Origin of the sequence: Arthrobacter sp. RAF14, assembly GCF_052114185.1 — a bacterium.
In the GTDB taxonomy this organism is placed as follows: Bacteria; Actinomycetota; Actinomycetes; order Actinomycetales; family Micrococcaceae; genus Arthrobacter_E.
The window spans coordinates 12160-31754 of the sequence record NZ_JBFREG010000012.1 but is presented as its reverse complement, the minus strand read 5'-3'; the positions used below and the strand labels follow the sequence as shown (position 1 = coordinate 31754).

The window sequence follows — 19595 nt, the reverse complement described above, 5'->3', positions numbered from 1 at the left end:
CGCACCCACGGCATGGTCACCAAATCCAACCTCATCCTGGGCATGGGCGAAACCCGCCAAGAAATCAGCGAAGCCCTCCAAGACCTCCACGACGCCGGCTGCGACCTGATCACCATCACCCAATACCTCCGACCCTCCGAACGCCACCTGCCCGTGGACCGCTGGGTCAAACCCCAGGAATTCGTCGACCTCGCCGACGAAGCCGAAGCCATCGGCTTCCTCGGCGTCATGTCCGGACCCCTCGTCCGCTCCTCCTACCGCGCCGGACGCCTCTGGGCCACCGCCATGCGCAAAAAAGGCCGCGCCATCCCCGAAAACCTCGCCCACATCGCCGACAGCATCCAAGACTCCGGCACCACCCGCCAAGAAGCCCGCACCCTCATCACCACCCACAGCTGACGGGATCGACTGACATGGAAACCCCGGAACCCGGACCGCTGTCCATACATCTCGAAATCATCCCGACCGCGGGCATCGTGGAGGCGGTCCGGAAGGCCGTGCCGCCGTCGTCGTCCAGTTCGCTGAGCGTCACCTGCCTGCCGCGGCACGGGGTGGAGGCCACGCTGCGCGTCGCGGCCGAGCTGGCGCAGAACGGCTACCGGGTGGTGCCGCACCTCACTGCCAAGGGGCTGAACAGCAGGGCCCAGCTGAGCCGGATCCTGGCGGACTGCGCGGACGCGGGCATCACCGAACTCTTCGCGGTGGGCGGGGACGCAGGCGTGCCGGCCGGGCCGTACCGCGACGGTGAGGAGCTGCTGCGGGACATCGCGGAGCTGGGCGGCGAGCGCTTCACGGTCGGCGTGGCGGGTTATCCGGAGGGGCACCCCGGAATCGAAGACCGGGTGCTGCTGGACTCCCTGCGGCGCAAGCAGGAGTACGCGAGCAGGGTCGTCACGCAGATGTGCTTCTCGGCGGAGCGGATCGGCACGTACGTGGCGGCGCTCCGCTCCGAGGGCGTGGAGCTCCCGGTCCGCGTGGGCGTGGCCGGGGCCGTCCCCACGGCGCGCCTGGTGTCGCTCGCCGCGAAGATCGGGGTGGGGTCGTCCCTCCGCTTCCTCAGCGGCAAGAAGTCGCTGGCGAGGAATTTGCTGTCCCGGGACCGTTATGCGCCGGACGAGATGATCGGCGCACTCGGCGCAGTGCCAGGGCTCGACGGCGTGCAGCTGTACACGTTCAACGTCCTGGACGCGCTGACACTTTCGCCCGCGGGTCAGGTCCCGCGCGACTGAGGCCAGGCGTTCCCCCTGCCGGGCCGTTCACGCCGTGTTCACCCAGCTGTATAGACAAGTGCAATCAAGAAGCGAATGCCCTTCACTTCACCTTCCTACCGTGGAACCGACCGCTCCCCCAGTGAAGGATCCACGCCCCCATGAAACCGCTCTCCCGCCGCACGGCGATCACCACCTCCCTGGCCGGCCTGGCCGCCGTGGGCACCGCGACGGCCGCCCAGGCCGGCAGCACGTCCGCACCCGCCACGTCCGGCTGGGGCCGGGCACGCAGCGTCTTCTCCGTCATCAGCGACATCCAGGGTGACCTGCACGATTTCGGCATGGCCCTCCAGGACATCGAAACCACCAACCCCCGCAGCCGCAGCGCGGGACTCGTGATCAACGGCGACATCACCCCGCGCGGCTACGACTTCGAGTACACCGACGTCCGCAAGGTGCTGGACTCCAACCCGCACCCCCGGAACGCCCACTGGGTGATCGGCAACCACGAGTTCTACGTCCCCAAGTGGCTCAACCCGACCACTCTCCGCCAGGAGACCTGGCCCAACGGGTGCACGGAGGAGAAGCTCTACAACAACTTCTACGACTTCACGGGCCGGAAGAAGGTCTACACCGAGGTGGATCTGGGCGGCGTCCCGGCGCTGCTCCTGGGCACCGAGAAGTACATGCACTACCACGACAGCAAGCTGTGGGACGAGGTGTGGTTCAGCGAGCAGCAGTTCGCCTGGCTCGAGTCACGCCTCGCCTACTACGCCCGCCGCCGCAAGCCCGTGATGGTGTTCTGCCACCACCCGCTCCCCAACACCGTCTCCGGCACGCGGAACGCGCTGTACAAGGCGGACTACCTCCAAGCCGACCGCCTGCTGAGCATCCTCGGGCCCTACAAGAACGTGTTCTTCTTCAGTGGCCACACGCACTGGGACCTGAATCTCTCCGACTGGGCCGTCCGCCGCGTGGTGCCGGGCTCCGGAAACCCGGAGGGCTTCATGACCGTCAACACCGGCGCCATCCAGACCCTCTGGGAGGATGACGGCCACGGCGGCGAGCGCGCGCTGGACGGCCTGGAAGCCAGCGGTCTGCAGGTGGAGGTCTCCCACGACACCGTGCTGCTCCGTGCCCGGGATTACCGCCGCCGTCAGTGGATCAAGGAACTGCACGTTCCGCTCTCCTTCTGATTCCAAGCGGCTCGACTTCCAAGCCGCCCGACTTCCAAGCCGCCCGACGCCGGGCTCTCGTCCGTGCTGAGGAAACCGGCCCGCCGTCGCACGGAGCAACAATGCTTCCGCGCGACGGCGGGCCGTCCGTATTCTGGCAGCGTGACCACCTCCAGCAGCTCCGGCCTGAAGCGGCTCTTCGCGTTCCCCAATCCGGTGAACGAGTACGCCGCCCGCTCCACCGCGGGGATCATCGTGGTGCTGAGCGTCGTCACTCTGATCCTCGGCCTCACGGCCGGCTGGGGCTGGCTGCTCTGGCTCATCGCCCTGGGCTTCTGGCTCCGCGTGGCGGGTGGGCCGCGGTACTCCCCCGCGGGACGCCTCGCCGTGCACGTGATCGCTCCCCGGGTCGGCAAGCCCCGGCTGGTGCCCGGCCCTCCGAAACGATTCGCCCAGACCATCGGGGCGGTGCTGTCAACGGCGGCGGCGATCTTCTGGTCCGTGGGACTCGGTCCCGTGGCGTGGGTCCTGCTGGGTCTGCTGATCGTGGCGGCGTCCCTGGAATCGTTCGCCGGGTTCTGCCTGGGCTGCTGGATCTTCGGCAAGCTCCAGGCCGCGGGGGTCATCCCGGAAAGCGTGTGCGAGGCCTGCAACAACATCTCGCTCCGCGGAGCCTGAGCTCTGCTCGGCCCCTTGTCCTCCCACTTCTCGCGAGACGTGGACCGAGGAGTGGCCCGGCTCAGGCGTCCCGGCGCTCCGCGTAGACGCGCAAGGCGTCACGCACGAATTCCGCTCCGCCCTGACCGCCGTAGTTCGCCGCGAAGCGCGGGTCCGCCACGTACATCTCGGCGAGACCGAGCAGATACTCCGTCGACGCACCGTCCGGATACCCGGGCGTGCCGGGGATCCCGGAGAGCCAGGCGTCGTGCCGTGCGGCGAGCGCCTGTGCCTCGTCGCTCGAGGGGTCGACGCCCCGCGCCGCCGCGGCCGTCCAGTCGGATCCCAGACGCTGCAGACGCTCCTGCCAGGCGCGCTGCCCATCCTCGCCGAGCCCGCGCCACCAGGCATCCGAGTCCGCGTAGGCCTTGGCGCCCCAGCGCTGTTCGACTTCTTCCTTGTACTGCGTGTGGTCGAAACCATCGAACATGTCCTGTGCCATCAGCCGACCACCTCCTTTCAGTTCCTTGATCGTGTGCTCCACGGCCCGGATCTGACGGGCCAGCCGGGCCTGATCCTGCCGCAGCAGGTCCAGATGCCGTCCCAGGGCGGCAGCCTGATCGGTCTGCCGCGCCAGGACTTGGCCGATCGCCGGCAGGCCCAGCCCCAAGCCGCGGAGCAGGAGGATCCTCTGCAAGGTGAGCAGCGCGTCCCGGTCGTAATGCCGGTAGCCGTTGTGTCCCACCCGGCTCGGCGCCAGAAGCCCCACGTGTTCGTAGTGCCTCAGCGTGCGGCTGGTGGTCCCGGCCATGCGGGCCACTTCCTGGATGGTCCAGTCCTCGTCGTCCTCCATGTGTTCCAGCGTAGAAGTTGACGTTGCGTCAAGGTCAAGAGTTCCGGGAGAAGGTGTTTCCGGCGGGGTGCGGCGGGAGTCGCGCTGTCCTGCTCCGGAGACGACGCCGGGGAGGCGAGCACGTTGCTCACCTCCCCGGAATCCGCCCCTCAGGGGCGGTCACAGATCCCTCGCCAACCGGCGCGGGCTCTACACCAGCGCGGGCTGCCTCAGCCCCGTGAACGCCGAGGAATGGAACACCAACGGGTCCACATGTCCCTCACGCACCTCGTGCCCGTGCACCCGCAGCAGCACGACGGCGTGGTCCCCGGCCGGGACCTCCTGCTCCACCGAGCAGTCGAGCCAGAGCGCGGCCCCCGGCAGGAGCAGCGCACCTTCGCTGCTGACACTCACCGGGAGCCCGGCGAAGCGGTCCCCGTCCTTCGACGCGATCTGCCGTGCGGCGTGTTCCTGATGAGCCGAGAGCACCGAGACCCCCAGGCGGGCCGAGCTCCGCAGGACGGGCCAGGTGCGGCTGGAATTCTGGACGGCGAACATCACCAGCGGCGGGTCCAGGGAGACCCCGACCGTGAACGTCGAGACCACGAGTCCCTGTGGGGCGCCGTCCACGAGGGCCGCGAGCGCCGCCACCCCACTCGGCACCTTGGCGAACGCGTGGCGCAGCTGAGTGCTGTCGGAGTCACTGACGAGCGGCACGGGTGGCACCTCCCCCGAGCAGCACGGGCTGTTCCCCCGCGGCGCCGCCGCCGGGGCTGACGGGCGAGGCGGCGTCGTCGTGCTCCGCCGGATCGCGGCGGGCGGCGAAGAGGTTCGCCGGGCGCGGCAGACCGTAGTGCTCCCGCAGCGTGGTGCCCGTGTACTCGGTGCGGAAGAGTCCGCGCTCCTGGAGGATCGGGACCACGTCCCGCGTGAAGACGTCCAGGCCCGACGGCAGGACGGGCGGCATGATGTTGAAGCCGTCCGCGGCGCCGGTGGTGAACCAGTGCTCGATGCGGTCCGCCACCTGCTCGGCCGTCCCCGCGAAGGTCTGGTGCCCACGGCCGCCACCCAGGCGGCCGATGATCTGCCGGACCGTGAGGCCTTCGCTGCGGCCCAGTTCCACGATCAGGGTCCGGCGGCTCTTGTTCGCCTCGATCTGCGACTCCTCCGGAAGATCGTCCGGGAGCGGCTCGTCCAGGGCCAGACGCGCAGGGTCGACGCCGAGGACGCCGGCCAGGTGCCGCAGCGCATGCTCGGGCAGGATGAGACGGTTCAGCTCCTCGTCGAGGGCTCGCGCCTCCTCCTCGGTGGCGCCGATGACGGGGACGATCCCGGGCAGGATCTTGACCGCGTCGGCGTCACGCCCTGCGAGGGCCACCCGGCGCTTGAGATCGGCGTAGAACTCGCGGGCGCTCTCCACGGTCTGATGCGCGGTGAAGATCGCCTCCGCCCAGCGGGCCGCGAAGTCGCGGCCGCTCTCCGAGGATCCGGCCTGGATGATGACCGGGCGGCCCTGCGGCGAGCGCGGTGCGTCGAGGGCGCCCTCCACCTGGAAGTACTCGCCCTGATGCAGCACGGGGTGCACCCGGGAGGGATCACCCCAGACGCCACCGGCTTTGTCCCCGACGTGGACGTCGTCCTCCCAGCTGTCCCAGAGCTTCTCGGTGACCTGCAGGAACTCCTCGGCGCGGGCGTAGCGTCCGGCGTGGGACGGCTGGCTGCCCAGGGAGAAGTTGCGGGCCGCGGCGTCGCCGGCCGTGGTGACGACGTTCCAGCCGCTCCGCCCGCCGCTGATCTGCTCCAGACCGGCGAAGCGGCGGGCCAGGTTGTACGGCTCGTTGTAGCTCGTGGAGGCCGTGGCGACCAGACCGATCCGCTCCGTCACCGCGGCGATGGCCGCCAGGAGCACGGTCGGTTCGATCACACCGTAGGGCCGCTGGGTGACGTCCCCGTGCAGCAGCGGGGAGTCTGCGAAGAACACGGCATCGAAGTGCGCCTTCTCCGCCGTCTGCGCCAGGCGCTGGTAGTGCTTGACGTCGGTGGCCGCCCGGGTGTCGCTCTCCGGCAGGCGCCAGGAGGCCTCGTGGTGCCCATTGCTCATGAGGAACGCATTGAGTATGAGTTGGCGTGGCATGGTGTTCCTTCCTCTTCAGGCTGGGTTGTCGGTTTCAGCGGCTGGATTCGGCCAGGCGCCAACGGGAGAAGTGGCGCTCCAGGGCCACCAGGAGGTAATTCACGGTGAACCCCAGCACCGCGACGGTCAGAATGCCCGCGTACATGTCCGGGATCAGGAAGCTCGACTGCGCATTGGTGATCAGGTATCCGAGCCCGGCTTTCGCCCCGACCATTTCCGCGGCGATCAGCACCAGCACGGACGCGGTGCCCGCCATCCGCACCCCGGTGAAGATGGTGGGGACTGCCGACGGCAGGATGACCTTCTGGAACAGCCGACCGCTGCCCAGACCCAGGGTCCGGGCGGCCCGGATGAGGAGCGGGTCCACGCTCCGGGCGCCGAGGATGGTGTTGAGCAGGACCGGGAAGAACGCCGCATACGCGACGATGCTGATCTTGGAGACCTCCCCGATGCCCAGCAGCAGCGTGAACACCGGCAGCAGCGCCAGGGCGGCGGTGTTGCGGAACACCTCCAGGAGCGGGTTGAGAAAGCGGTCCAGTCCGCGGTACCAGGCGATGAGGAGTCCCAGCGGAACACCCAGGCCCACCGCGATCACGAAGCCGCTCACCGACCGGCCCAGGCTGGCCAGAACGTGCTCCTGCCACTGCCCGGTCTCGATCAGCTTGCCCAGCGCGGCCAGCACCTCGTGCAGCGGCGGAAGGAAGACGCGGGTCGCCTCGTCGAGGAAGAGCCCCGGTCCGAACTCCCAAAGGAGGAGGAACAGCGCGATCGCGCCGGTGGACCAGAGCACGCGGCCTGCGGTCCGGCCGACCGTTCCGGCCACGCGTCGCGCGGTGAGCCCAGCGGACGACGCCGGCTCCCCCACCCGCTCGTCCCGACCGCCCGTCGTGGGAGTCTCAGCCGTGGTGACCCCGCCGGAATCGCCGGCGGCCTTCGCCGCGGCGGGCTGTGTGGACGCCGGCGGCGCCTCCGACGCCGTCGTCGTGCCCGACGGACCTGGGACCGCACCCGCCGTCGTCGTGACCGTCTCGTCGTTCAAGATCCCCGTGCTCATCAGGCGGCGCTCCTCTCTCGTCCGGCGTCGCGAGCCGCGTCCGCCAGCACGCCGGCACCCGACGGCACCTCGTCCGGGGCGGAGCCGTCCGGGCGGATCTTGGCGTGGCCGGAGGCCTGCGCCCGGCGGACCTCGTCATGCAGGAGCTCCCAGAGCAGGTGGCGCTGCCGGACGAAGGCAGGGCTGGAGCGCAGATCGCCCTCGGCGTCCCGGTCCCCCAGGTCGATGTCCACGATCGTCTTGACCCGGCCGGGGCGCGAGCTCAGGACGGCGACCCGCTGCCCCAGATAGACCGCCTCCTCGATGCCGTGGGTGATGAAGATGATGGTCTTCCCGGTCCGCTGCCAGAGCCGGACGAGTTCGTCCTGGAGTTGTTCGCGGGTCTGGGCGTCCAGTGCGGCGAACGGTTCGTCCATGAGCAGGACGTCGGGCTCATAGGCCAGGCTCCGGGCGATCGCGACGCGCTGCCGCATGCCGCCCGAGAGCTCGTGCGGGTAGCGGTCCTCGAATCCGTCCAGTCCCACCAGGGACAAGTACTCGAGGGCCCGTGCGCGGCGTTCCTTCCGGGTCAGCGCCCGGCCGTCGAACTGCCGGTCCTCCAGGCCGAACGCCACGTTCTCCGCGGCGGTGCGCCACGGGAAGAGGGCGTACTGCTGGAACACCACGGCCCGGTCCGGTCCGGGCCCCGTGATGGGGCGTCCGTCCAGGAGCACCTCACCGCTGTCCGGTGAAGCCAGCCCCGCCAGGATGTCCAGCAGAGTGGTCTTGCCGGAGCCGCTCGGCCCCACGAGAGTCAGGAACTCCCCGGGGGCCACGTCCAGGCTCACGTCCTCGAGGGCGGTGAGACGAACGGGCTCAGCGGTCTTGGACCCCTTGCCCGGCCGGATCCGGAAGGTCTTGGTCACGTTCCTCAGGCTGATCTTCGGGGTGCTCATTTCCTCCCCTCCGTTCCGGTGCCTGCGAGCGCGTTGAACTCGTTGGTGTAGTACTTGGACGGCTGCACGTCCTTGCCGAGGATGCCGGTGTCCTTGAGCCAGTTGTTCCAGCGCTGGAAGTCCTCGTCCTGGATCGCTCCGTTCGCGGGGATCGCGATGCTCTTGAAGTACTTCAGCGTCGCGGTGCTCTCATTGCGGTGACGCTTGGTGATGATGTCCGTGAAGCGCTGGATGACGGTGGCCCGCGGTGTGGTGCTCGCCCACTGGATCGCCTTGGCCACTCCGGTGGTGAAGGTGCGGACCGTGTCCGGGTTCTTCGCGATGAAGTCGTTCCGGAAGACGTACTGGCCTCCTGCGAACGCGCCGAAGAGTCCGTAGTCGCTGAAGAGGGACCTCAGACCGCCCGTGGCCACCGCGTTGTCCTGCAGCACGCCGCTGAGTGCTCCGGCGTCGACCTGTCCCCGGCGGATCGCCTGTTCGGTGTCGTTCGGGGCGACCACCACCAGCTGGACCTGCTTGATCTCGTCCTTGCTGAGGCCGTTCTTCTGCAGGTAGGTGGTGATCACCGCATCGGCATGGGCGCCGAGGGTGTTGACGGCGATCTTCCGTCCGATCAGGTCTTTCGCGGTCTTGATGGGGCTGTCCGCCTTCACGTAGAAGCCGTAGAAGGACTTCGCGTCGGAGCCGTAGTAGTTGATCACGGCTTTGACCGGGGCCCCCGCCTCCTGGAGCTTCACCACGGCGCCGGCGAACGCGCCGCCGAACTCCGTGTTTCCCGTGGCCGCGTTCTGGATACTGGCCGGACCGCTGATGGTGTTGCCCACCCAGTCGAGCTTCAGGTCTCCCAGGTAGCCGAGATCCGCCGCGAGCTCGGGCAGGGTCACGCTGTTGGCGCCGCCCTCGTAGCGGAGTGTCTTGACCTGGTCCTTGGCGCTCTGGGCCGTGGCGGCCCCGCCGCAGGCGCTCAGCACGAGTGCGGTGGCACTCATGATCGCGGCTGCGATCACTGTCCTGCTCACGGTTCTCTTGCTGTTGCGCTGGCCCACGGGGCTTCTCCTCGATGTTCAGACGGACCCGGTGGCCCGTCGTGTGGGATCCATCTGAGCAGAAGCGAGCGGCGAATTCGCGGCCCGGTTCACAGGACGAAAGGGGACTCAACATTGAAGGCGCAGCGGCAATGCGACGGCGGATGACGCCCCGCGTCCCACCGTGTTCCCGAGTGCCGCCCCGACAACCGCATCACCCGTCCGGACGGCCGACCGGACCCGGCCCGGTGTGACGATCCGTGGCCCGCCGTCGCGGAATGTGAAGCCACGTCACGGCGGATTGCGCGACGGCGGCCGGCGCGCGCCTCGCCGCGCACCGGCCTTTCGTGACGGAGAAAGTCGCTCCGTGACCTGCCGGAGGATCGGGCGCCGGCGTCTGGGGCACGGGCAGCCAGGGCCCTGGTCAGCCGGGCACGGTCAGCCGGGCACGACGAAGGGGGCGGCACCACGCCGCCCCCTCCGCTCAGAAGACCCTGCTTTTCCGGCGCACCTCATCGTTCAGGCGCATTCCTTCAGGCGCATTCCTTCAGGCGCACCGCGCACTCACCAGTGGTGCGCCACATCGACCACCAAGCGGGATCCCCCACCGGGTCCGTCCAGGATGAACGCCCGGAACGGCAGCCGGGCCCTCACGCCCAGGCCGATGGACGTCTTGCCCTCGAAGGATCCGGCGAAGGCCACCTGACGGAAGGTCTGATAACCGGAGACGTTGGACAGTTCCCGGGGGTTGGCCGGGGTATAACTCGGGGTCCCGCTGGGCCAGTAGGCCGGGTCGTTGACCACGATATTGAGGAAGGCCCCGCCGCGCAGCGGAACAACTTGTCCGCTGGCGATCTGCCTCACCTGACTGACATAGCTGACGGTGTAACCCTTCGCCTTGCCCTGGAGGTCCACCACGAGCCGGTCGTAACAGGCCTGCTGGCCCGTTCTGACATTCGTCACGGGTGCGGTGGACATGCCGCCGGCGCTCTTGGCCAGCGAACCCCAGGTGATGCCGCAGTACGGGCTGGCTTGTGCCCCCGCGGGGGCGACCAGGCCGAGTCCGGCCAGCAGGAGGATTGCCATCAGCAGCGCACGGATTCTTTTCATGACCGCTCCTCCGCAGAATGAACGAACGCTGATGATCCCACGCTACGCCGGTTCCGCGCCGCCGTACCCGGGCCGGGCAGCGATGAGCACCCGATCGTTAGACGCCGGTCGCACCGTGTCCGAACGGTGATCTGACGGGGGTGAGCGCCCCGGCGGATCAGTCATCGATCCGGCATCGATCAGTCGTCCCCGCCGAGTTCCAGCGCGTGCCAGCGGACGCCGGTCACCTCCGGGATGGGCACCACGGTGGCGATGGCCTTCTCCAGTGACGCGTCGCTGCGCTCGGCCGCGCTGAGCACCACGGTGAGCTCCGTCTGGCCGTCCTGGATGTCGCGGGCCTCCAGCGAGTGCACGGTGAACTCGGGGCGCTGGACGGCTTCCACGACGGCGGAGCGGACGGCCACCTCGGCCACGGTGCTCGACCGGACCACGAAGTGATACTCCGTGGCCACCGGCTCCCGGGGAACCGGTCCGCCGCGGCGGTCCAGCAGGCGGCCCAGCGGACGGAGCAGCAGATTCGACAGGACCACGGCAAGCGTCCTGCCGAACGCCGGCAGCAGCATCCCTCCCCCGGCGAGCGCCCCGACCGCGGCGGAGGCCCACAGCGTGGCCGCCGTGTTGAGCCCGGACACGGAGGCGCCCTGCTTCATGATCACCCCGGCGCCGAGGAATCCGATCCCGGAGACGATCTGGGCGGCCACCCGGGTGGGGTCCGCCCGTTCTCCGGTGAAACTGAACGCTCCCATGATGACGAACAGCGCAGCGCCCAGGCTGACGAGCGCGTTGGTGCGCAATCCGGCCGTGCGGGAGCGGAGCTGGCGTTCGAAACCGATCGCGGCGCCGAGGCCCAGCCCGGTCGCCATGCGGAGTGTGAGGTCGAGGGTGTCCATGGGGTTCCTCCCAGACGGGTGACGGTGCGGCGGACGGCCGGAGGACAGCGGAACGCACGACGGCGGACGGCGGCACAGCGTGTGGCCGCCCGCCGTCGTCGTGGGTTCCGGAAAGGGATGGTGAGGGATCAGATCCAGGCGCCGAAGCGGCGGATGAAGAGCCGCTTCGCCAGCTGGACCACGGCGCAGTACGCGGCCAGGGTGAGGACGAGCCACGGGAAGTACGTCCACGGCAGCGGCACCAGGCCGAGCCCCGCCCCGAAGCCGGTGAACGGCAGGACCAGACCGAAGACGCAGACCGCCAGCGTGGCGATCAGCACCGGCAGGCTCGCCCGCGAGCGCAGGAACGGCGCCTTCCGGGTGCGCAGGAAGTGCACGATCAGGGTCTGCGAGATGATCGACTCCACGAACCAGCCGGACTGGAAGAGGGCGGCGTGCCCGGGGGTGTCCGCCGCGAACACGAACCACATGAGGGCGTAGGTGCTGACGTCGAAGATCGAGGACAGCGGCCCGATCCGGATCATGAACCGGGACAGGCTCTCCGCCTCCCAGACCCGGGGACGGCTCAGTTCCTTGCGGTCCACGCGGTCCCACGGCAGGGTCAGCATGGACACGTCATAGGCCAGCCCCTGGATGAGCGCCACGACGGGGATCATGGGCAGGAACGGCAGCAGGGCCGAGGCCACCAGGACGCTGAACATGTTTCCGAAATTGCTGGACGCGGTCATCTTGATGTACTTCATCGTGTTCACGAACGTCCTGCGGCCTTCGAACACCCCGGCCTCCAGGACCGTCAGATCCTTGTCCAGCAGGATGATGTCCGCCGACTCCTTGGCGATGTCCACCGCGGTGTCCACGGAGATCCCGACGTCCGCGGTGCGGAGCGCCGGGGCGTCGTTCACGCCGTCGCCCAGGTAACCGACCGTGTGCCCGTGCTCGCGCAGGGCTTCGATGATGCGCGCCTTCTGCGCCGGGTTGACCTTGGCGAAGAGCGTGGTGTGCTCCGCCAGCTCGCCCAGCTGCTTCAGGTCCAGTGCCTCGGTCTCCTGGCCGAGGACCACCCGGCCGGTGTCGAGCCCGACGTCGGCGCAGACCTTCTGCGCCACGAGCGCGCCGTCGCCGGTGATCACCTTCACGGCCACGCCGTTGCGGGCCAGGCTCGCCAGGGCGGGGCCGGCGCTCGCCTTGGGCGGGTCCAGGAAGGTCAGGAAGCCGAGCAGGGTCATGTCCCGCTCGTCGTCCACGGTGTACTCCGTGCGCGGCAGGTCCTCCGCCGCCCGCGGTCCGTCGGCCTGGAAGGGGATCTCCCGGACCGCGACGGCCAGCACGCGCAGTCCGAGGGCGTTCTGTTCCGCCACCAGTTCCTCGATCTCCCGGCGGCGCTCCTCGCTCAGGGGTGCTTCGCGTCCCCCGGGCACCCGTCCCACGAGTTCCCGGGTGCAGAGCGAGAGGACTTCCTCCACCGCACCCTTGGTGACCACGGTGTGGCCGTCCAGGTCCTCCACCACCACCGAGAGGCGGCGGCGCGCGAAGTCGAACGGCATCTCGTCCACCAGGGTGTAGGCGCCGGTGATGCGGGGCAGTTCGTCTCCGGCCGCGTCGAGGATGGCCCGGTCCAGCAGGCCGCGGAGGCCGGTCTGGAAGTGGGCGTTGACCGCCGCCTGCAGCAGAGTCCGCTCGCTTGAGTGACCGGTGCTGTCCAGGTGCTGTTCCAGGACGATCCGGTCCTCGGTGAGCGTCCCGGTCTTGTCCGTGGCGAGCACGTCCATGGCGCCCAGATTCTGGATGGAGTTCAGACGCCGCACGATCACCCGGTGCTTCGCCATGAGGTTCGCGCCCTTGGCGAGGTTCGCCGTGACCACCAGCGGCAGCATCTCCGGCGTGAGGCCCACGGCCGTGGTGACACCGAACAGGAACGCGCTGGTCCAGTCCTTGGTCAGCCCGTTGATGATGAACACGGTGGGGACCATGATCAGCATGAACCGGATCAGGGTGGTGCTGACCTTCCGGATGCCGACGTCGAAGGAGGTCTCCGGACGGGCCCCGGACAGGGATGCCGCCAGGGACCCGAATGCGGTGCGGTTTCCGGTGGCGACCACCACGGCGGTCCCCGACCCGGACACCACCGACGTGCCCATGAAGCCGAGGTTGTCGGCGTTCAGTGGGTCGACGTCGTCGGACGCCTCGCCCTGGGTGACCTCCAGAACGGGAGGCAGAGGCGTGGCGCTCTTCTCCACCGGCATGGCCTCACCGGTGAGCATGGACTGGTTGAGCTGGAGGTCCTTGGTGCGCACGAAGCGCACGTCCGCGGGGAGCATGTCGCCAGCCGCGAGGGTCAGGATGTCCCCGGGGACGATCGCCTGGATGTCGAGTTCGCCGCTGACGGGCTTGCCGCTCACGCACCGGGTCACGGCCGCGGTGGTGGTGACCATGGCGCGGAGCTTCTCGGCGGCGTTCCCGGCACGGTACTCCTGCCAGAAGCGGAGCAGCGCGCTGATGGTGGCCATGACGGACACGGTCAGGACGCCCTTGTAGTCGGGGCCTTCGGCGGGATCCGCCATCACGACGTCCGTGACGAACAGGACGCCCGCCAGGAACAGCAGGATCAGCACGAACGGGTTCCCGAACGCCTTCACCAACTGGATCGCGGCAGGGGCGGGCCGATCGTGGCGGATGTCGTTGGGGCCGAAGCGCTGGGTCAGCTCCTGGACGTCCTGGGCGGTGAGCCCTTCGGGGGCGCTGCCCAGGTGACGCAGGGCCGCGTCCGGGGTCATCCGGGCGAGGTCCAGCAGTTCGGTGGAGCGGCGGGCGGTGGCCTGCCGGGTGGTCTCGGAAAACGCGGTGCGCTCGGCTCCGCGGGTGAGGAAGGTCAGCATGAGGTACTCCTTGGCTGCCGCACGGGCCTGGATGTCGGCCGGCGGCGGGGCAAGGGGACGCGGCTCGGCGCTCCGGAGCGGCCCTGGCGTGCTCGTGCGGAAGCGCACGACGGCGGACGGCGGGCCGGCGCACCCGTCGTCACCGAAACGGTGGACGGGGCTGCCGTGAACGCGGTGCGTTCAGGAGCGGAGGTGGCGCGCGGAGGCGGTCCCCTGGATATGGCTGGGTTGACTGCAACTGTCCGCAGACATGGGGACTCACCTCCTGTGTGGCTCGTGCGCGCCTCACGAACGGGGAGGTCCCGGGCACTCTGGTCCCGGGCTGGTTGGACGGGCGTGACCGGACAGAGTCATGGCGTGTGTCATGGATGTTCCGGTGCTGCCGTTGTCGCCTCCACGTAAGAGCTTTGGCACTGCACGACGTATCCGCTGCCTCAGCAACCGGAAGCCACTTTGGGTCAACCCTTAATCCGGGAGGACCTGTCCTAACCTTGGGCGTCTCTCGACGTCGTCAGATCAGTGGCCTGTATTCGTGCAGGAACCTCGCCTAACGAAGCGCTGCTTTTTCAGGCTAAGCCGGTCCGCCGGGGGTGAATCCGCTACCAGATGTAGCGGATTCACCACCGGGACAGCGGACTCAGGGCACGGCGAAGGCCCGTGCACAGCGAAGGCCCCCGAAATCACACGGATTCCGGGGGCCTTCTCGTGGAGCCCCCTGCCGGATTCGAACCGGCGACCCCCTGTTTACAAGACAGGTGCTCTGGCCAACTGAGCTAAGGAGGCAGGCGCCGCGTGAAGCCACGGTGGCGCGGCTTAAAGCGTAGCCGAGAGCGGGAGGAGTCCCCAAACGGGAGCGCTCGGCGGACCGGCCGCGCCAAGCCCCACAGCACCCGCCGGACACAGCGCGACGGCCCGGCACCTCGAAAGGTGCCGGGCCGTCGTCGGGCGCCCGTTCAGCCTCCGGAGAGGCGGGCGGGACCGCTGCTTTACTTCTTGGCGGTCTTCGCGGCGATCGCCTGGGTGATCATGTCCGGGAACTGGACATTGGTCGAGTCACCGGCGCCGAACTGCTTGCCGTCCACGAAGATCGTGGGGGTGCCGTTCACGCCCACCGCGGTGGCCTCCATGGTGGCGACCTTCGCGAACGGGCGGTAGGTGCGCTCATCCACGCAGCTGGAGATGTCCTTCGCTCCGACCTCCTGCGCGATCTTCTTCAGCTGGTCGTTGGTCAGACCGGCGCCGCCTTCGGCGGGCTGCTGGTCGAACAGTGCCTTGAAGTAGGCCTGGTACTTGTCCGGGGACACGTTCAGGACACAGGCGGCGGCGGCCGCGGCGCGGGACGAGTAGTTGGTGGTGGAACGCGAGTCGAGCAGACCGATCGGGCGGTACTCCACCGTGATCTTGCCGCTCTTGACGTTCTCGTCCAGGAGCGAGCCGTAAGTGGTCTCGAAGTTCTTGCAGACCGGGCAGATGAAGTCGACGTACGCGACCACCTTGACCGGCTTGCCGGTCTCCGCCTCCACGCCGGGAGCCTTCGCGACGGCGCCCTGGGTCGGGGCCACGGTCGGCTGCGCGGGCAGCGTGGCCGTGTTGACCTGGGCTGCCGTCTGAGCGGTCACGCCGTCCTTGGTCAGGATCACGCCGCCGTGGATGTTGGCGTTGGCGGGGGTGCTGCCGGAGTCCGGGATGGGCGCGTTGTTCGCGTTGTTGGCCATGATGGCCCAGATGACGATGGCGACCACCAGCACGGCGGCGACCAACACACCCCAGATGAGCAGAAGCTTGTTCCGCTTCTCCTTCTTCACCTGCTGTTCACGGATGATGCGGGCCTGCTCACGGGCCTGCGCGGTACGTTCGGCCTTACTCGGCCGCTGTTCATTAGAAGGGCTCATGCTTCCTCAGGGGGATAGTGGGCCTCGGGGCCCTGGGCTACCTCATTCAGCACGATTTTATGCCAGGTGCCTGAGAAACCGCTGGTCGGGCTCCCGCCACCGATGTCCGCCTCTCCCCTGGCCCCATCGGTCACACATCCGCCGCCCGCTCGACGGGCGGCTAGGCTGGAAGCAGGAATCGAGAAGCCAACCTCTGAGGGGTCGCCGTGCACGCCGAGGACAACAGCAGTACCGCGGGGGATTCCCCGCGTCAGTTCGATTTTGTGGTGGTGGCCAACCGCCTGCCCGTGGACCGTGTGGTGGACGACGACGGCGGCGCGCACTGGCGCCGCTCCCCCGGCGGCCTGGTGACCGCCCTCGCCCCGGTCATGCAGGATGCGGACGGCGCCTGGGTCGGGTGGCATGGCGCCCCGGACGAGACGGTGGAACCCTTCACCCACGGGGACACGGACATCGTACCGGTGACGCTGAGCACCGATGACGTGGAGCTCTACTACGAGGGCTTCTCCAACGCCACGCTCTGGCCGCTGTATCACGACGTCACGGCCCGGCCCGAGTTCCACCGGACCTGGTGGGACGCGTACCGCAGGGTGAACCGCCGTTTCGCGGAGGCCACCGCCAAGGTGGCTGCACCGGGCGCCACCGTCTGGGTGCAGGACTACCAGCTCCAGTTGGTCCCCCGCCTGCTGCGGCAGATCCGGCCGGATGTGACGATCGGCTTCTTCAATCACATCCCCTTCCCGCCCCCGGAGATCTTCGCTCAGCTGCCGTGGCGCCGCGAAGTTCTCGAGGGCCTTCTGGGCGCCGACCTGCTCGGCTTCCAGCGCACCAGTGACGCCCGGAACTTCGTGCGGGCCGCGCTCCGTCTCACCGGCGCCTCCTCGGCCCGGGTGACGGTGGAAGGCAAGCCGCAGACCGGCAAGTCCCAGACCCTGATGGTCGATCCCGGCCTGCCGACCGCGCACCTTTGTGTCGCGGAGGCCTACCCCATCTCGATCGACGTCTCCCAGATCGACGCCCTGGCCCAGGATCCCGCCGTCGTGGACCGGGCCCGCCAGATCCGCCATGAGCTCGGCAACCCCCGGACGGTCCTCCTGGGTGTGGACCGTCTGGATTACACCAAGGGAATCCGCCACCGGCTCAAGGCCTATGAGGAACTCCTCAAGGACGGCGATCTCACCGTCGAGGAGGCGTGCCTGATCCAGGTGGCCAGCCCCAGCCGCGAACGCGTGGAACAGTACCGTCGCCTGCGGGAGGAGATCGAGGGCACCGTGGGGCACATCAACGGCGCCTTCGACACCCTGGGACGCACCGCCGTCCGCTATCTCCATCACAGCTATCCGATGGAGGAGATGGTGGCGCTGTACCTCGCGGCGGACGTCATGCTCGTCACGGCGCTGCGGGACGGCATGAACCTGGTGGCCAAGGAGTACGTGACGGCCCGCGTCGACAACACGGGGGCCCTGGTCCTCTCCGAGTTCACCGGCGCGGCTGATCAGCTCAAGCAGGCCTTCCTGGTGAACCCTCACGACATCGACGGCCTCAAGTCGGCCATCCTCGCCGCCACGACCGTGTCCCGTCCGGACGCGGCGCGCAGGATGCGATCCATGCGCCGGCAGGTGTTCACCCACGACGTCCAGGGCTGGTCCACGGCGTTCCTGGACCGTCTCTCGGAACTCACGCGGGCGGATGGGCAGCGACATGAGTGAACCGGTCTGGCCGGAACAGACGCACGGCAGCCTGAACGCGGAGCTGCGCCGCGCCGTCGAGCATCTGGCGGACGCCCCGCAATTGCTCGTGGCCATGGATTTCGACGGCACCCTCTCCCCTCTCGTGGCACACGCCGATGAGGCGCGCCCCCTGCCGCGCGCCGGGGCGGCCTTCCGCCGTCTGTCCGGCCTGGAGGGCACGACGACGGCGCTCGTCTCCGGGCGCTCGCTCGCGAGTCTGCGGGCGGTGGCTCAGCCCACGCCGGACACGCTCCTGGTCGGCAGCCACGGCGCGGAGGTCTGGCTCGGCGCCGGCAGCACGGGCCTGGTCCTCGACCCGGTCCAGCAGGCCCTCCTGGAGAAGGTCCGGCAGCTGCTGGAGGAAGTGGCCCAGGTGGCGCCCGGGTGCTGGGTGGAGGAGAAGCCGGCGGGGGCCGTCCTGCACACCCGGCAGGCCACGGCGGACGACGCCCTGGACGCCGAAGCGGCCGGACGCCACCTGCTGGAACGCGAGCCCGGCGTCCATCTCATGACCGGAAAACGGGTGCTGGAAGCCTCGGTGGTCCGCTCTTCCAAGGGCGAGGCTCTCGACTTCCTCCGCGCGGTGCTCGGGCCCGTCACCGTGCTCTACGCCGGGGACGACACCACGGATGAAACCGCGTTCGCCCGCCTAGAGACCAACCCCGGCCTGTCCCATCCTGACCTGGGGGTCAAGGTCGGCGAGGACTTCTCCGCGGCGCAGTTCAGGGTCCCCTCGCCCGAGGGTGTGGCGGACCTGCTGGAGATCCTGTTCAGCCACCGTTCACGTCATCAGGGAGACAAAGGTCACAACGATCTGCCATACTGAGGATGTGATGTGACGCACATTACCGTGCGGCATCGCCTTGAGTGCGGGATCCACGCGGCAGGGCTCGGCCCGGTCGAAGGACCCCGCACTTTCACGACAATTGAATAACTCACCATTCACTACGGATCGTTCGGCACGTACCTGCCGATGAAGGGACACGATAACTGTGGCTACAGTTACCTATGACAATGCAACCCGGCTGTACCCGGGTACCAACAAGCCCGCCGTTGACAAGCTCAACATCCAGATCGAAGATGGCGAATTCCTCGTTCTGGTCGGCCCGTCCGGCTGTGGCAAGTCCACCTCGCTGCGTATGCTCGCAGGCCTTGAGGATGTGAACTCCGGCCGGATCCTCATCGGCGACCGTGACGTCACCGATGTCCCGCCGAAGGACCGTGACATCGCGATGGTGTTCCAGAACTACGCTCTGTACCCGCACATGACCGTGGCGGACAACATGGGCTTCGCCCTGAAGATCGCCGGTGTGCCGAAGGAAGAGCGCATGACCCGCGTTCGCGAGGCCGCCAAGCTCCTGGACCTGGAGCAGTACCTGGACCGCAAGCCGAAGGCCCTCTCCGGTGGTCAGCGTCAGCGTGTCGCCATGGGCCGCGCCATCGTGCGTAACCCGCAGGTGTTCCTCATGGATGAGCCGCTCTCCAACCTGGATGCCAAGCTCCGAGTGCAGACCCGCACCCAGATCGCGTCCCTGACCCGCCGCCTGGGCGTCACCACGGTCTACGTGACCCACGACCAGACCGAGGCCATGACCATGGGCGATCGCGTCGCAGTGCTCAAGGACGGCCTGCTGCAGCAGATCGACACCCCGCGCAATCTGTACGACCGCCCGAACAACGTCTTCGTCGCCGGCTTCATCGGCTCCCCCGCCATGAACCTGCTCGAACTGCCCGTCGTCGGTGACGGCGTCCAGTTCGGCGGAACCGTGTACCCCGTGCCGCACAACGTCCTCGAGGACGCCACCGGCAAGACCGTGACCCTGGGTGTCCGGCCCGAGGACCTGGAGAACGCCCCCGAGGGCGAGGGTCTGCAGGTCGAGGCCGACGTCGTCGAGGAACTCGGCGCCGACGCCTACGTCTACGGCCACACCACGCTCGACGGCAAGCGCCACGACATCACGGCACGCGTCGACGGCCGCCGTCCCCCGCTGAAGGGCGACACCATCTGGGTCCGCCCGCAGCAGGGCCACGTGCACCTGTTCGACACCAAGACCGGCGAGCGCCTGGGCGACTAGCC

At 68.8% G+C, this 19595-nt stretch carries 16 protein-coding genes, 1 tRNA gene, 1 pseudogene and 1 riboswitch; of the genes and pseudogenes, 7 read left to right on the top strand and 11 right to left on the bottom strand.

Translation table 11 applies throughout. The features are described from left to right. The 4 genes and pseudogenes from AB4Y75_RS16625 to AB4Y75_RS16610 form a co-directional block, all read left to right on the top strand. Positions 1-399: pseudogene (locus tag AB4Y75_RS16625) on the top strand (lipoyl synthase); the annotation flags it as partial. A 14-nt stretch (positions 400-413) separates the two neighbouring features. Further along, entirely contained in the window at positions 414-1229 is an 816-nt protein-coding gene (locus AB4Y75_RS16620; protein ID WP_441436989.1) for a methylenetetrahydrofolate reductase, read from the top strand. Between the two features lie 140 nt (positions 1230-1369). Next, positions 1370-2404, top strand: a complete 1035-nt coding sequence (locus tag AB4Y75_RS16615) for a DUF4073 domain-containing protein (protein ID WP_441436988.1) — start codon at positions 1370-1372, stop codon at positions 2402-2404. A gap of 141 nt (positions 2405-2545) precedes the next feature. Then, positions 2546-3061, top strand: a complete 516-nt coding sequence (locus tag AB4Y75_RS16610; RefSeq protein ID WP_441436987.1) for a DUF4395 domain-containing protein — start codon at positions 2546-2548, stop codon at positions 3059-3061. A gap of 61 nt (positions 3062-3122) precedes the next feature. Here AB4Y75_RS16610 and AB4Y75_RS16605 read toward each other — a convergent pair whose 3' ends face one another. The 11 genes from AB4Y75_RS16605 to AB4Y75_RS16555 all read right to left on the bottom strand — a co-directional run bounded on the left by AB4Y75_RS16605 (position 3123) and on the right by AB4Y75_RS16555 (position 15788). Then, positions 3123-3893: a MerR family transcriptional regulator gene (locus tag AB4Y75_RS16605; RefSeq protein ID WP_441436986.1), complete on the bottom strand. Its 771-nt coding sequence runs from the start codon at positions 3891-3893 to the stop codon at positions 3123-3125. Between the two features lie 189 nt (positions 3894-4082). Next, on the bottom strand, positions 4083-4589 hold the full coding sequence (locus AB4Y75_RS16600; protein WP_441436985.1) for a flavin reductase family protein: 507 nt from the start codon (positions 4587-4589) through the stop codon (positions 4083-4085). Continuing rightward, complete coding sequence (locus AB4Y75_RS16595) at positions 4573-6006, bottom strand: LLM class flavin-dependent oxidoreductase (RefSeq protein ID WP_441436984.1); 1434 nt, start codon at positions 6004-6006, stop codon at positions 4573-4575. Before AB4Y75_RS16595 ends, AB4Y75_RS16600 begins: the two co-directional genes overlap by 17 nt. A gap of 34 nt (positions 6007-6040) precedes the next feature. Further along, positions 6041-7060: an ABC transporter permease gene (locus tag AB4Y75_RS16590; protein WP_441436983.1), complete on the bottom strand. Its 1020-nt coding sequence runs from the start codon at positions 7058-7060 to the stop codon at positions 6041-6043. Continuing rightward, the gene (locus AB4Y75_RS16585) at positions 7060-7995 is read right to left on the bottom strand and encodes an ABC transporter ATP-binding protein (protein WP_441436982.1); all 936 of its coding nucleotides are present in this window, start codon (positions 7993-7995) and stop codon (positions 7060-7062) included. The genes AB4Y75_RS16590 and AB4Y75_RS16585 overlap by 1 nt, the downstream gene beginning before the upstream one ends. Further along, a complete protein-coding gene (locus AB4Y75_RS16580) occupies positions 7992-9014 on the bottom strand; it encodes an ABC transporter substrate-binding protein (protein WP_441436981.1) in 1023 nt (340 codons plus the stop codon). Before AB4Y75_RS16580 ends, AB4Y75_RS16585 begins: the two co-directional genes overlap by 4 nt. A 570-nt stretch (positions 9015-9584) precedes the next feature. Beyond that, positions 9585-10130, bottom strand: coding sequence for an AMIN-like domain-containing (lipo)protein (locus AB4Y75_RS16575; RefSeq protein WP_441436980.1), 546 nt, complete (start codon positions 10128-10130; stop codon positions 9585-9587). A gap of 179 nt (positions 10131-10309) precedes the next feature. Next, positions 10310-11020, bottom strand: a complete 711-nt coding sequence (locus tag AB4Y75_RS16570) for an MgtC/SapB family protein (RefSeq protein ID WP_441436979.1) — start codon at positions 11018-11020, stop codon at positions 10310-10312. Positions 11021-11148: 128 nt separating this feature from the next. After that, positions 11149-13896 carry a magnesium-translocating P-type ATPase gene (gene mgtA / locus AB4Y75_RS16565; RefSeq protein ID WP_441436978.1) on the bottom strand — a complete coding sequence of 916 codons (2748 nt, stop codon included), beginning with the start codon at positions 13894-13896 and terminating at the stop codon, positions 11149-11151. A 385-nt stretch (positions 13897-14281) separates the two neighbouring features. Then, positions 14282-14458, bottom strand: a riboswitch (M-box (ykoK) riboswitch). 144 nt (positions 14459-14602) lie between these two features. After that, positions 14603-14679 (bottom strand) — tRNA-Thr (locus tag AB4Y75_RS16560). A 203-nt stretch (positions 14680-14882) separates the two neighbouring features. Then, positions 14883-15788, bottom strand: a complete 906-nt coding sequence (locus AB4Y75_RS16555) for a DsbA family protein (protein WP_441436977.1) — start codon at positions 15786-15788, stop codon at positions 14883-14885. Positions 15789-15994: 206 nt separating this feature from the next. On the opposite strand from AB4Y75_RS16555, the gene AB4Y75_RS16550 reads away from it, so the two are divergent. The 3 genes from AB4Y75_RS16550 to AB4Y75_RS16540 all read left to right on the top strand — a co-directional run bounded on the left by AB4Y75_RS16550 (position 15995) and on the right by AB4Y75_RS16540 (position 19593). Then, on the top strand, positions 15995-17497 hold the full coding sequence (locus tag AB4Y75_RS16550) for an alpha,alpha-trehalose-phosphate synthase (UDP-forming) (RefSeq protein ID WP_441436976.1): 1503 nt from the start codon (positions 15995-15997) through the stop codon (positions 17495-17497). Continuing rightward, positions 17490-18344, top strand: a complete 855-nt coding sequence (otsB, locus tag AB4Y75_RS16545; protein ID WP_441436975.1) for a trehalose-phosphatase — start codon at positions 17490-17492, stop codon at positions 18342-18344. The genes AB4Y75_RS16550 and otsB overlap by 8 nt, the downstream gene beginning before the upstream one ends. A gap of 166 nt (positions 18345-18510) precedes the next feature. Next, positions 18511-19593, top strand: a complete 1083-nt coding sequence (locus AB4Y75_RS16540) for an ABC transporter ATP-binding protein (RefSeq protein ID WP_441436974.1) — start codon at positions 18511-18513, stop codon at positions 19591-19593. Positions 19594-19595 lie beyond the last annotated feature (2 nt).

Bases quoted from the DNA above. Each gene is read 5' to 3' on its own strand.
- AB4Y75_RS16585 (WP_441436982.1), bottom strand. From the start codon at position 7,995: ATGAGCACCCCGAAGATCAGCCTGAGGAACGTGACCAAGACCTTCCGG.
- AB4Y75_RS16570 (WP_441436979.1), bottom strand. From the start codon at position 11,020: ATGGACACCCTCGACCTCACACTCCGCATGGCGACCGGGCTGGGCCTC.
- AB4Y75_RS16615 (WP_441436988.1), top strand. From the start codon at position 1,370: ATGAAACCGCTCTCCCGCCGCACGGCGATCACCACCTCCCTGGCCGGC.
- otsB (WP_441436975.1), top strand. From the start codon at position 17,490: ATGAGTGAACCGGTCTGGCCGGAACAGACGCACGGCAGCCTGAACGCG.
- AB4Y75_RS16605 (WP_441436986.1), bottom strand. From the start codon at position 3,893: ATGGAGGACGACGAGGACTGGACCATCCAGGAAGTGGCCCGCATGGCC.
- AB4Y75_RS16575 (WP_441436980.1), bottom strand. From the start codon at position 10,130: ATGAAAAGAATCCGTGCGCTGCTGATGGCAATCCTCCTGCTGGCCGGA.
- mgtA (WP_441436978.1), bottom strand. From the start codon at position 13,896: ATGCTGACCTTCCTCACCCGCGGAGCCGAGCGCACCGCGTTTTCCGAG.
- AB4Y75_RS16595 (WP_441436984.1), bottom strand. From the start codon at position 6,006: ATGCCACGCCAACTCATACTCAATGCGTTCCTCATGAGCAATGGGCAC.
- AB4Y75_RS16555 (WP_441436977.1), bottom strand. From the start codon at position 15,788: ATGAGCCCTTCTAATGAACAGCGGCCGAGTAAGGCCGAACGTACCGCG.
- AB4Y75_RS16590 (WP_441436983.1), bottom strand. From the start codon at position 7,060: ATGAGCACGGGGATCTTGAACGACGAGACGGTCACGACGACGGCGGGT.
- AB4Y75_RS16620 (WP_441436989.1), top strand. From the start codon at position 414: ATGGAAACCCCGGAACCCGGACCGCTGTCCATACATCTCGAAATCATC.